Raw genomic sequence first — 12,654 nt, forward strand, 5'->3', positions numbered from 1 at the left:
ATCTATGGAAAGTATTATTGGATATTTTGGAGCACTAATCATCGGCTTAGTAATAGGTCTTCTTGGTGGTGGTGGTTCCATATTAACAGTACCCTTACTTGTTTATTTACTAGCTTATAATCCAGTCGTTGCAACCGCCTACTCTCTATTTGTTGTAGGTTCATCGTCTCTTGTTGGTGCAATTCAGAAATATAAAGATGGAAATGTAGATATAAAAACAGGTCTCGCCTTCTCTTTCCCTTCGTTTATTGCCGTTTATCTATCAAGACGATTTTTGGTTCCTTGGATTCCAGATGAAATATTCACATTGAATAGCTTCATCTTCACCAAAGACATGCTTATCATGACATTTTTCGCGCTAATCATGTTTTTAGCTGCTATATCAATGATAAAGAAGCAAAAGAGAGATTTAAGAAGCTTAGATTATAAACAACCATACCTAAAAACATTTATTCAAGGTCTTGTAATTGGAATTATCACAGGTTTTATAGGTGCCGGCGGTGGATTCTTATACGTACCTGCATTAGTTTTATGGGCCAACTTACCCATGAAAAAAGCCGTAGGAACTTCCTTAGTAATTGTAGCCTTTAACTCCTTAATTGGATTTACTGGAGACATGCAGACCTTGAAAATAGACTGGGAATTCTTATTAATATTTAGCGCCATTACAATTGTTGGGGTTTTAATAGGTGGGCGTTTATCAAACTTTATCCCAAATAAGATTCTTAAAAAAGGGTTTGGATATTTAATCTTAATTATGAGTATCTACATCCTCTTAAAAGAGTTATACTATTAGGCTAATGTAACATTAATCACATTCTAGAATAAAGTTGTTTAGTATCTTTGAAGTAATAAAATTAATGCTAATCTGAAGTTTAAACTTTTAAACGATCAGCTAAAAAATATAATTATGAAAATAGAACAAATATATACCGGATGCTTGGCACAAGGTGCTTATTATATCGAATCTGAAGGAGAAGTTGCAATTATTGACCCTTTGAGAGAAACCGATCCATATATAAAACGTGTTGAAAAAGAAAATGCTACTATAAAGTACATCTTTGAAACACATTTTCATGCTGATTTTGTTTCCGGACATGTCGATCTTGCAGAGAAAACTGGAGCCACTATTGTTTTTGGTCCAAACGCTAAAACCACATACAACAGCTATCAAGCTAAAGATAATGAAGAATTTAAAATAGGTAAAATCACTATAAAAGCACTTCATACTCCTGGGCATACATTAGAATCTACAACTTATTTATTGAAAGATGAAAATGGAGAAAACCACGCTATTTTTACTGGTGACACCTTATTTTTAGGAGATGTTGGTCGTCCAGACCTTGCCATTAAACAAGACATCACTAAAGAAGATCTTGCTGGCTTATTATTCGATTCATTACGCAATAAAATAATGCCTTTAGCTGATGATATCATTGTATATCCTGCTCATGGCGCTGGTTCTGCCTGCGGAAAAAACCTAAGTAAAGAAACAGTTGACACGCTAGGGAATCAGAAAAAAACAAACTATGCTCTTCGTGCTGATATGACAAAAGAAGAGTTTATTGAAGAAGTTCTAGATGGAATTATGCCTCCTCCACAGTATTTTTCTAAAAATGCGATGATGAATAAAGAGGGGTATAAAACTTTTGATGATGTTTTAGAAAAAGGTGATGTTCCACTTTCTCCAGAAAAATTTGAGGCAATTGCCAATCAGGAAGGAGCTTTAGTATTAGATGTTCGTACTCAAGATGAATATCTAAACGAACATATTCCTAATTCTATTTTTATAGGCCTTAATGGATCTTTTGCTCCATGGGTAGGTGCTCTTATTAAAGATTTAAAACAGCCAATTCTTTTAATTGTTCCTGAAGGAAAATCTAAAGATGCTGTTACAAGACTATCTAGAGTTGGTTATGATAACACTTTAGGATATTTAGAAGGCGGATTGGAGCAATGGAAAAAAGCAGGAAAAGAAGTAGATACTATTGATTCTATTACTGCAGAAACTTTTCAAAAAGAATATAATGATACTTTAAATATTCTTGATGTACGTAAGCCTGGAGAATTTGAATCAGAGCACTTAGAAAAAGGGAAAAGTTTTCCTCTAGATTTTATCAATGAGCATATGAACGAATTAGATAAAAATAAAAAGTATTACGTTCATTGTGCTGGCGGATATCGTTCTGCAATTGCAGCTTCGATACTAAAAGCTAGAGGATTTAAAAACCTAGTAGATATAAAAGGTGGTTTTGGAGCGCTAAAAAACACTGAAATCCCTAAAACAAATTATTCTTGTCCGAATTCTTAAGATAATTTATAAAAAATAAAGCTCATTACATCATAATAAATGTAATGAGCTTTATTCATTTATAGCAACCCTTAATACTTTATAAAGCTAAAAAATAAGCCTTACAAATTTTATGATTCTATGACTTTCCTAGCAATAATGATTTATGTATTTTTATAAAAAAGTTTTGTTTTGAAGAAAAATATTGGACAAAAAGATAAGTTAATACGCGTTGTTACAGCATTTATAATAGCTCTACTTTTTTACTTTCAAATTTTAAAAGGATTAGTAGGCGTAATATTTATGTTCTTTGCAATTGCTATCCTTATTACATGTCTATTTCGTTTCAGTTTAGTTTATAAACTGATGGGTATTGATACTAACGGGAAGTAATTATCTAAATTATTTCTGCATTTAATCCAGCGCGAAGCAACTTTGTACAGCGAGGTTTAAGATCATCATATTCTCCTGTTTTTACCGTGCATTTACCTTTGTAATGAACTATAATTGAACATTGTTCAGCTTGTTCTGGAGTATGCTCACATGTATCTACAAGCATTTCTATAACATAATCAAATGTATTAACCTCATCATTATAAAGTACAATTTCATTCTGTTTTAGTACTTCCTCTTCAAGCAATAACTCTTCTGAAATTTTTTCTTTTGTACTCATATTCAATATTTTATGCTAATTTAAAAATTTTACAGCAACCCAATGGTTCTTTTCGTGATTTTCAATAAATTTTAACGAAAATTCCTCACATCTCTCTTGAATTTGAGGAATATCATCTTTATAAAAACCACTAAGCAGTAAAGTTCCGCCTTCATTTAAACAATTTACATACGTTGGAATATCTGCTAAAAGGATATTTCTATTTATGTTCGCTATAATCACATCATAAGATCTTCCTTCCAATAAAGAGGCATCCCCTTCTAAAACATTAATCTTATGGCAATCGTTACGCTCAACATTCTCAATAGAATTAAGATAACACCAATTATCAATATCTATTGCATCAATATCTGTTGCTCCTTCCTTTTCCGCAAGGATTGCTAATACTCCAGTACCAGACCCCATATCCAATACTTTCTTCCCTTTTAAATCGTTCTTCAGCAAAAACTGAATCATCATATGTGTTGTCTCATGATGCCCAGTTCCAAAGCTCATTTTAGGCTCTATAATAATATCGTACTTGGTAGTCGGCTTTTCATGAAAAGGAGCTCTAACAGTACACAATCCGTCAACTTCTATAGGATGAAAATTTTTCTCCCATTCAGCATTCCAATTCTGCTGCTCGATTTCTTTAAACTCATAATCGATTTCAAAAAGCTCACTTTCTAAAATCTGAATATCAGCTAATATCTCTGGATTCCATTCTCCCTTTTGGATATAAGCAACTACGCCATCCTCTTCCTCAACAAAACTTTCAAAACCAGCATAACCTAATTCAGCAATCAGAATTTCATTTCCTTGCTTTGTTGGTGAAACTTTAAAAGTATACTCCAGATATATTTGATCCATTCTATTATGTTTTAAAATCTATTAAAAGAATAAAGTCGAACACTGTATTTAAATACAACACTTCGACTTTATTCAAAATATCTATATTGCTATATTTAAATAGCTTTTACGATTCCAATAAAATCTTCTGCTTTTAATGCAGCTCCTCCAATTAAACCACCATCTACATCTGGCTTAGAGAATATCTCTTCTGCATTTGCAGGCTTCACACTTCCTCCGTAAAGAATAGAAATGCTATCTGCTAAATCTTGATTGTACTTATCTGCTATTGTTTTTCTTATAAACTCATGCATTTCTTGAGCTTGCTCAGGACTAGCAGTTTCACCAGTTCCAATTGCCCATACAGGCTCGTAAGCCAAAACAATATGCTTCCAATCCGCAGCATCTAAATGGAACAATCCATTTTTCAACTGACTTTCTACTAATTTAAAGTGGTTATCAGATTTTCTGTCTTCCAGTTCCTCTCCGAAGCAAAAAATAATATCCATCTCATGCTTAATCGCTGTGTCTACTTTTTTAGCTAATAATGCATCATCTTCACCAAAATAAGCACGACGCTCAGAATGTCCTAAAATAACAGTTTTAATTCCAACACTTTTAAGCATAGAAGCGGAGATCTCTCCAGTAAAAGCACCGCTCTCTTCTTGATGCATATTCTGTGCAACTACCTCGATTACGTTATCTTTTAGCGCTTCGTAAGCTGGAAATAAATTAGTAAAAGTTGGTGCTATTTTTACTTCTGCGTCTGTAGCTGGTATACTCTTTTTTAAATCGCCAATCAAAGCTTGCGTTTGAGCAAGGTCATTATTCATTTTCCAGTTTCCGGCAACTATTTTCTTTCTCATTTTTTTATTATTTGGTTGAATTTTTATTACACTGCAAAAATATCAATTAAGAGTTATTTAAACGACTTCTTAACATCTTCTTACAATTAAGTTTTTATTGTTAGTTATCAAACTCAAAATCGTGAGCATCTTTAAAATGAAGCTTCTGTGTGATTGTTCCTTTCTTAAGTTCTAATAAAGCAGGGTTAGAACGAACAATCGTTTTTACTGTGGTTAAATCGCAGAAGTAAAAGTCTAGATCTAAATCATATTCTGCTTTAAAAGGAGCCAACTGCTCTTTATTAGAAGCAGATAAGCCAATAACTTTATATCCTTTCTTCTTTGCCTCTTCTGCAACCTCCGCTACAGCTACTAATCCGTCTGTATTTGCTTCTTCAATCGTTCTGGAAATCACAATTAAAACGCGATCCCAATTCATTATCTCCTCCGTATAATCTGTACCGTCTAATTCCATCGTGAAATCGTGGATTGGAGGCTCGTATCCTTCCTGAACCATTGTAGTTTCAACACCAACAAAATCTCCATCTACCGTAGGATAATCTCCATTGGTACTTATTATCTTTTCTTGCCCATCTACAGTAAATTTCCAATCGTATTGATAAACTGCTTCCGGTGCACCTTCAGGGACTTCCATCCCATCCATAATATTAGCTCCTATTTTATAAGGACGGAAATCTACAACTGGCAAGTGGTTATATACATAATACACATACCCTACACAAAGCACTAAGGATAAGAAAGTTGCTATTTCAGCAAAGCTAAATTTATTAATATATTTTCTTTTGAAGAACAATATTAAAATCAATAGTAATAAAACAACATCTTTAGAGAAAGACTCCCAAGGTGTAAGTTTTATAGCATCTCCAAAGCATCCGCAATCGGTTACTTTATTAAAATAGGCAGAATAGAAGGTTAAAAATGTAAAGAATAGAATCATCAGTAATAAACTCCACACAGTGAATTTACGCTTAAATCCTACTAAGAGCATCACTCCTAAAACGGTCTCAAAAACCACTAAAACAATTGCAATTGCTAATGCGTATGGAGCAAGAAACTCTAGATTTAACACACTTGGACTAAAGTATTCTTCTAGTTTAAATGAAAAACCTACAGGATCGTTAAGTTTTATAAGTCCACTTATAACAAACAAAAAACCAACAATAATCCTTGCAATTGACACTAATATTTTACCCATTCTAAATTTTATAATTTTAATATTTCCCTTCTTCCTTTAAATGAATCATTGCAAAAACAGCATAGTTTATCATATCCTGATAATTTGCATCGATTCCTTCACTCACTAATGTTTCTCCCTTATTATCTTCAATTTGTTTTACTCGAAGTAACTTCTGAAGGATTAAATCTGTTAAAGAGCTCACGCGCATTTCTCGCCATGCTTCTCCATAATCATGATTTTTATTCAACATTAAGTTTTTCGTTTCCTCAATATTAAAATCATATAATTCTAAAGCTTCTTCAAGATTTAAGTCAGGTTGTTCTACCACGCCTTTTTTTAACTGAATAAGTGCCATGGTACTATAATTTATAATACCAATAAATTCAGAAACCTCATCTTCATCTACCTTTCTCTCACTATTTTCTTGTAGAGAACGGATACGCTGCGCTTTTATAAATATCTGATCGGTAAGTGATGGAAGCCGAAGAATACGCCATGCACTCCCATAATCCTTCATTTTCTTCCCAAACAATTCACGACAAATAGCTATCACTTCGTCGTATTGTTTTGATGTATTTTGCATAAGTTTGATACTATTTTGTGTAAATTTCGCTTAAAAATTTCAATTGTTCAAAATTACCCCTTTAAACTTTGTATTTTGTTGCTTTTGAAAGCCTTTTTACCTCGAATTTAAATGATATGATTTAATGACTATAAATTGCAAAGGAAACCTCATCGATCTCACTAGTCCAAAAGTAATGGGCATATTAAACACCACTCCAGATTCTTTTTTTGACGGTGGAAAATATACCAAAGACAGCCTAATTCTAAATCGTGTAGAAACCATGTTAAAAGAGGGAGCTACTTTTATAGATTTAGGAGCCTATAGTTCTCGTCCAGGTGCCAAAGAGGTTACTGTAGCTGAAGAACTTGAACGCAGCGCACCTATTACTACTCTTATTCTTAAGCACTTTCCGGACACTCTTATTTCTATAGACACCTTTAGAGCGGAGGTTGCTAAAGCAAATATTGAAGCTGGCGCTTGTATGGTTAATGATATTTCCGGAGGAACTCTTGATAAGAATATGATTCCTACAGTTGGAAAATTAGGCGTTCCTTATATTTTGATGCATATGAAAGGTAATCCTGAAACGATGCAAGAAAAAACAATCTATCGTAATTTTATCCGTGAGCTATTATATTATTTTTCAGAGAGAATTGCAGAAGCTAATGCACATAAAATAAACGACATCATCATTGATCCAGGCTTTGGATTTGCTAAGAATTTAGATCAGAATTATGAGCTTATGGGGAAACTCGACTTGCTTCATATTTTAAGCCTCCCTGTACTTGTTGGAATTAGTAGAAAGTCTATGATCTATAAACTTCTAGGCATTGATGCTGAGCAAGCCTTAAACGGGACAACAAGTTTAAACACAATTGCCTTGAGTAAAGGAGCTAATATTTTAAGAGTTCATGATGTAAAAGAGGCTATGGAATGTATTAAAATACATGAAATGGTTACAAAAAACACACCTCATATATAATCATTCTAAAATTGGTATTTTAATCCCCTAATTTTATATTTTTACATAAAACCTTAGTGTCTTGGAAATATTTGACTTTATAGAATTGAAAATAGTAGATATCATTGATATTTTTCTAGTTGCATTTCTTTTCTACTATTTATACAAACTAGTAAAGGGCACTGTTGCCATCAATATTTTTATTGGTATCGTTATCATCTATGTTATCTACTTACTTACAGAGGCGCTAAATATGCGTATTCTGAGCAACATTTTTGGTAAATTTATTGGTGCTGGTTTTTTTGCTCTTATTGTCGTTTTCCAACAAGAAATTCGTAAATTTCTTCTTATGGTAGGTTCTACAAATTTTAGTAAAAAGGGGATTATGAAGCATCTCAATTTTATGAAACACGACGGAATGGGAATCGATACCAATGTAGATGCTATAATTTCTGCATGTGAAAAAATGAGTGCTAAACTTACGGGAGCTCTTATTGTTATAGAGCGTAATAACTCTTTGGACTTTATTAAAGGGACTGGAGACCAAATGAATATTGAAATTAACCAACCTATTTTAGAAAGTATTTTTTATAAAAACAGTACACTTCATGATGGCGCTGCTATTGTTGAAGGAAACCGCATTGTAGCCACTCGTGCTATTTTACCTGTTTCTAACGAGAGAAACATCCCTTTACGATTTGGATTAAGACACCGTGCTGCAATTGGAGTAAGTGAAAAAACAGATGCTGTAGTTATTGTTGTTAGTGAAGAAAATGGTCAGATTTCTTACATTAAAAATGGAGAATTTGTTTTATATGATGAAGTTAATGACCTTAAGAAGATCATCATAGAAGACCTAACTTAAGCTATAACTCATACAAAAGTCAAACTTCAATTATAAACTAATACAATTTGCTTGATAATATTTATCTAATGTTTTTTTAAACTAGAGTGTCTCTTCAGCTAAAAACTGAACTTCATATAAGTTACGGTAATATCCATCTTCTCTTTTAAGAAGCTCTTCATGTGTTCCAGATTCTACAATTTTTCCAGCTTCCATTACTAGGATTTTATTTGCTTTTTTAATTGTTGCCAACCTGTGAGCGATTACTATTGAAGTTCTCCCTTTTGTTATTTTATCTGTAGCCTTCTGAATTAATAATTCTGAATGCGCATCCACAGAAGAAGTCGCTTCATCTAATACTAAGATACTCGGATTGCTTACATAGGCTCTTAAAAAAGCTATTAACTGACGCTGGCCACTAGAAAGCATGCTTCCTCTTTCTTTTACATTATAATGATACCCGCCAGGAAGGCTTTTTATAAATTTATGGATCCCAATATCTTTAGCAGCTCGTATTACATCCTCCTCTTTAATTGATGGGTCATTCAGCGTAATATTATTTAGGATTGTATCGGCAAATAAGAATACATCTTGCAAAACAACAGCAATCTGAGAACGTAGTGATTGGATTGTAAAGTCATTAATATTAACACCATCTACTAATATCTCTCCTGAATTTATTTCATAAAAACGATTCAATAGATTGATAATTGTAGATTTCCCAGCACCAGTTGCTCCTACAATAGCGATAGTTTCTCCTTGTTTTACATCAAAAGAGATTCCATGTAAAACCTCTTCGTCTTTAATATAACCAAAACGAACATCCTTAAAAGAAAGATCTCCTTTTAGATCATTTGCAGTAAGCGTTCCTTTATTTTCAATTTTACTTTCTGTATCCAATATATCAAACACACGATTTGCAGCAACCATCCCCATTTGCAGAGTATTAAACTTATCTGCAATCTGTCTTAATGGTCTAAAAATCATAGTAGAAAGCATGATAAACATAAAGATATTACCAAGGTCACTAGCACCATCCATTACAGCTCGCAAGCCACCATACCATACAATTAATCCTGTTGTTATTGCAGACATCAATTCTACTACAGCAATAAAAATTGAGTTGTACCACACGGTGTTAATCCATGCTTTTTTATGTTTCTCATTAATTACTTTAAACTGATCGTATTCTTCTTTTTCTCTAACAAAAAGCTGAACGATTTTCATTCCTGTAAGTCGCTCTTGAACAAAAGAATTAAGATTAGAAACCTCTTTACGGACTTCAATAAAAGCCTTTTTCATTGCTTTCTGAAATAACCTTGTAGCATATAACATTAAAGGGAGTACAGCAAATACAATAAGTGATAATTGCCAATCGAAATATATCATTACTCCAGCAACAACAAACATTTTAAGTAAATCGCTCACAATCATAAAGAGTCCATCGCTAAAAATAGCGGCGATTCTTTCGATATCACTAACAGCTCTAGTTACCAATATTCCAACAGAAGAACTATCAAAATACTTCATTCTAAAGCTTAACATATGCTTAAATAATTTCACTCGAATATCTTCTATTACAGATTGTCCGAGCCAATTGGCATAATATATAAATGATAACTGACTAATAACCTCTAAAAACAATACCGCAGCCATATAAACAACGAACATTAAAAGTCCGTGTTTGTCTTTTGTCAAGATATAATCGTCTACAGTATATTTTAATAATATAGGACGCAACGAAGAAAATACAGAAAGTGATATTGCCGCCAATGCAACTCCTATAAATGTTATTCTGTAGGGTTTCGTGTACCGAAGAAGACGCTTAAATAAGTCTAAATCGAATGTATTTCCTGCTTTATCTTTACTCATTAATTTCTTTGTATTGTATCTGGGTAGGCAACTTCGGTTAAATAAAGTCCATGTGCAGGAACAGATGCTCCAGCTTTACTCCTACTTTTACTTTCTATAATTTGCTTAACATCATGCAAGTTAGATTTACCTATACCTACATCTAATAAAGTTCCTACAATTGCACGAACCATATTTCTTAAAAATCTGTCGGCCGTAATATAAAAAACTAACGTTTCTTTTTCTTGAACCCAAACCGCGTTTTTAAGATCACAAAGATATGTTTTTACGTCGGTGTTGGACTTGGAAAAACATTGAAAATCTTTATGATTTAATAATTCTGCTGCTGCTTCATTCATTGCACCAATATCAAGAACTGTTTTAAAATAATATGCATAGTCAGTTAAAAAAGGATTTTTCTCCTGAACTATCCAATATTCATAGCTCCGAGCCACAGCATCAAAACGCGTATGTGCATCATCTTTAACTAAAAAAATATCTTTTATAGAAATATCAGTCGGTAAAAAACTATTCAGTTTATAAATAAGCTCCACCCTATTTATTTCCTCTTCCGTATCAAAATGTGCATACATTTGTTTGGCATGCACTCCAGAATCTGTACGACCGGCACCCATAATACTTATCTCTTTCCTTAAAAGTATAGAAAGTGCGTTTTCCAATACTTCTTGTACTGAAATTGCATTAGGTTGATTTTGCCAACCATGATAGTGACGCCCATTATATGAAAGCTCTAAAAAATATCTCAATTCAAAATGCTATTTTTGCAACAAGCTACAAAGATACTATTTTGATATGAGTATTAATATAGGAGTATTCAGTAAAGGCATTTCCTAAATTGAATTGTAGCCTCACACATAAAACCAAAGAGGATTGTTATTTCATAATTCTCAAAATTTCAATTTTATTATTCTATGCGAAAAATTCTTTTGCTATCAGACACCCATAGTTTTATAGACGATCAGATTTTAAAATATGTAAAACAGGCTGACGAAGTATGGCACGCTGGAGATATTGGAGATCCGATAGTAACAGATACCATAAAAAAATTAAAACCTCTAAGAAGTGTTTTCGGGAATATTGATAACGATCAAGTACGCTTAGAATTCGCTGAAAACAACAGGTTTCTATGCGAGAAAGTAGATGTATGGATCACACATATTGGCGGGTATCCAAATAAATATGATCGTAGGATTCGTGAAGATATAAAAGCAAACCCACCAAAGCTTTTTATAAGCGGACATTCACATATCCTAAAAGTAATGTGGGATAAGAAACTCAATTTACTTCATATGAATCCAGGGGCAGCAGGAAAGCACGGTTTTCATAAAGTAAGAACCATGCTTCGGTTTGTAATTGACGGCGAACAAATTAAAGATTTAGAAATTATAGAGTTGGAAAAGAGGGTATAAAAAGTAGAATATTTCCGAAATTGAACATATTTTTACACCATATAAAAAAAGGAACTATGATAAAAAGAATGATTAGCGTTACAATGCTTGCATGCATATTAATGACTGCAAATAGTTGTGACACATTAAATACTAATGGCGCTACAACTCAAAACAGCAATGTAGTTTTAAATACAACCAAGTCTGTATTGAATAGCGGTACACAAGATGCTTTTGACGTTTTTGGCGACTCCAATGAGTTTATGACCAATGCACTTATTGATGCAGCAATGCCTCAAAAATTAAAAGACATTAATAGCAAATTAGAATCTTTAGGTTTATCTAGTGTAGTAAAAAAGGAACAAGCCTTAATCAGTGATATAGCAGAGGCTTCTATTACAACAGCAAAACCTATTGTTACTAAGGCCATCAATGAAATGACTGCACAAGATGCAATTGCCATTGTTTCTGGCGGAAAAGGAGCTGCAACAAAATATTTAAAGGATAAAACGTATACAGATTTAACTACTGCAATTTCTCCTGTTGTAAATCAGAAAACTGAAAGCTTAGGTGTAAACAGCTTATTAAACAATGCTCTTGGTGGAAGCAATAGTTCATTAAACGGAATTTTCGGAGCAGTATTAGGTACAGGAAGTACAGATAGCGGTTCAGCACAATTGAATGATGCCATTACTAACCAACTAGTAGATGGCCTATTTAATATTGTTGAAGATGTTGAGAATGATGCTCGAGAAAATCCTTCTACAATTTTAAACTCCATTTTAAATAATTAACAACTATTTATAGCAGTAGCCGTCCAGTATTTGCAATTCTTCTAATGCAGTTGCCCGCTTTTACCAATACATGGTATATGGCTCAATCGGGGCTAGCAGGAAATGCGTGGAGATTCCAGCTACATAATATTTAAAAAAGTAATTCATATACAACAAAAGCCTGTGAGTTAATACTTCACAGGCTTTTGTCATTAACATTAAGGTCTTCCTTTATTTCATTTAAAGACGAAATTAAAAGTACAATTTATATTACTTTACAATTCTAAACACTGATCTTCTGTTTAATTGATGTTCTTCTTTAGAACAACGTACTCCATTGCTACAACCATTTAAAAGTTGTGACTCTCCATATCCTATTGCACTCTGGATACGATCTTTAGCTATTCCTCGTGAGTA

At 33.0% G+C, this 12,654-nt stretch carries 14 protein-coding genes; 7 read left to right on the forward strand and 7 right to left on the reverse strand.

What is annotated here, in order from left to right; translation table 11 throughout:
* Positions 1-4 precede the first annotated feature (4 nt).
* The 3 genes from ACN0TY_RS10885 (at position 5) to ACN0TY_RS10895 (ending at position 2,683) form a co-directional block, all read left to right on the forward strand.
* Complete coding sequence (locus ACN0TY_RS10885; RefSeq protein WP_417444514.1) at positions 5-796, forward strand: sulfite exporter TauE/SafE family protein; 792 nt, start codon at positions 5-7, stop codon at positions 794-796.
* Positions 797-910: 114 nt separating this feature from the next.
* A complete protein-coding gene (locus ACN0TY_RS10890; RefSeq protein WP_417444515.1) occupies positions 911-2,311 on the forward strand; it encodes an MBL fold metallo-hydrolase in 1,401 nt (466 codons plus the stop codon).
* 171 nt (positions 2,312-2,482) lie between these two features.
* Positions 2,483-2,683, forward strand: a complete 201-nt coding sequence (locus tag ACN0TY_RS10895; protein ID WP_417444516.1) for a DUF2892 domain-containing protein — start codon at positions 2,483-2,485, stop codon at positions 2,681-2,683.
* 4 nt (positions 2,684-2,687) lie between these two features.
* Here ACN0TY_RS10895 and ACN0TY_RS10900 read toward each other — a convergent pair whose 3' ends face one another.
* The 5 genes from ACN0TY_RS10900 to ACN0TY_RS10920 form a co-directional block, all read right to left on the reverse strand.
* On the reverse strand, positions 2,688-2,963 hold the full coding sequence (locus ACN0TY_RS10900; RefSeq protein ID WP_236959625.1) for an ATP-dependent Clp protease adaptor ClpS: 276 nt from the start codon (positions 2,961-2,963) through the stop codon (positions 2,688-2,690).
* A gap of 15 nt (positions 2,964-2,978) precedes the next feature.
* On the reverse strand, positions 2,979-3,812 hold the full coding sequence (gene prmA, locus ACN0TY_RS10905) for a 50S ribosomal protein L11 methyltransferase (RefSeq protein ID WP_236959626.1): 834 nt from the start codon (positions 3,810-3,812) through the stop codon (positions 2,979-2,981).
* Positions 3,813-3,907: 95 nt separating this feature from the next.
* Positions 3,908-4,657, reverse strand: a complete 750-nt coding sequence (gene tpiA, locus ACN0TY_RS10910; protein WP_417444517.1) for a triose-phosphate isomerase — start codon at positions 4,655-4,657, stop codon at positions 3,908-3,910.
* A gap of 100 nt (positions 4,658-4,757) precedes the next feature.
* Positions 4,758-5,852, reverse strand: a complete 1,095-nt coding sequence (locus ACN0TY_RS10915; protein ID WP_417444518.1) for a BT_3928 family protein — start codon at positions 5,850-5,852, stop codon at positions 4,758-4,760.
* A 16-nt stretch (positions 5,853-5,868) separates the two neighbouring features.
* On the reverse strand, positions 5,869-6,417 hold the full coding sequence (locus tag ACN0TY_RS10920; RefSeq protein ID WP_236959629.1) for a DUF1599 domain-containing protein: 549 nt from the start codon (positions 6,415-6,417) through the stop codon (positions 5,869-5,871).
* A gap of 124 nt (positions 6,418-6,541) precedes the next feature.
* Here ACN0TY_RS10920 and folP point away from each other — a divergent pair, with 124 nt between their 5' ends.
* Positions 6,542-7,381 (forward strand): dihydropteroate synthase, encoded by an 840-nt coding sequence (gene folP / locus ACN0TY_RS10925; RefSeq protein WP_417444519.1) that lies wholly within the window; start codon positions 6,542-6,544, stop codon positions 7,379-7,381.
* 61 nt (positions 7,382-7,442) lie between these two features.
* Positions 7,443-8,225 carry a diadenylate cyclase CdaA gene (gene cdaA / locus ACN0TY_RS10930; RefSeq protein ID WP_417444520.1) on the forward strand — a complete coding sequence of 261 codons (783 nt, stop codon included), beginning with the start codon at positions 7,443-7,445 and terminating at the stop codon, positions 8,223-8,225.
* A gap of 81 nt (positions 8,226-8,306) precedes the next feature.
* Here cdaA and ACN0TY_RS10935 read toward each other — a convergent pair whose 3' ends face one another.
* Both ACN0TY_RS10935 and truA read right to left on the reverse strand, forming a co-directional pair.
* Complete coding sequence (locus ACN0TY_RS10935; RefSeq protein WP_417444521.1) at positions 8,307-10,076, reverse strand: ABC transporter ATP-binding protein; 1,770 nt, start codon at positions 10,074-10,076, stop codon at positions 8,307-8,309.
* On the reverse strand, positions 10,076-10,822 hold the full coding sequence (gene truA, locus ACN0TY_RS10940; protein WP_417444522.1) for a tRNA pseudouridine(38-40) synthase TruA: 747 nt from the start codon (positions 10,820-10,822) through the stop codon (positions 10,076-10,078). Before truA ends, ACN0TY_RS10935 begins: the two co-directional genes overlap by 1 nt.
* A gap of 165 nt (positions 10,823-10,987) precedes the next feature.
* On the opposite strand from truA, the gene ACN0TY_RS10945 reads away from it, so the two are divergent.
* Together ACN0TY_RS10945 and ACN0TY_RS10950 are read left to right on the forward strand one after the other, a co-directional pair.
* Complete coding sequence (locus tag ACN0TY_RS10945) at positions 10,988-11,485, forward strand: metallophosphoesterase family protein (protein WP_417444523.1); 498 nt, start codon at positions 10,988-10,990, stop codon at positions 11,483-11,485.
* Positions 11,486-11,541: 56 nt separating this feature from the next.
* Positions 11,542-12,258 carry a DUF4197 domain-containing protein gene (locus ACN0TY_RS10950; RefSeq protein WP_417444524.1) on the forward strand — a complete coding sequence of 239 codons (717 nt, stop codon included), beginning with the start codon at positions 11,542-11,544 and terminating at the stop codon, positions 12,256-12,258.
* Positions 12,259-12,654 lie beyond the last annotated feature (396 nt).

This window comes from Joostella sp. (assembly GCF_048266025.1).
GTDB lineage: Bacteria > Bacteroidota > Bacteroidia > Flavobacteriales > Flavobacteriaceae > Galbibacter > Galbibacter atrarenae.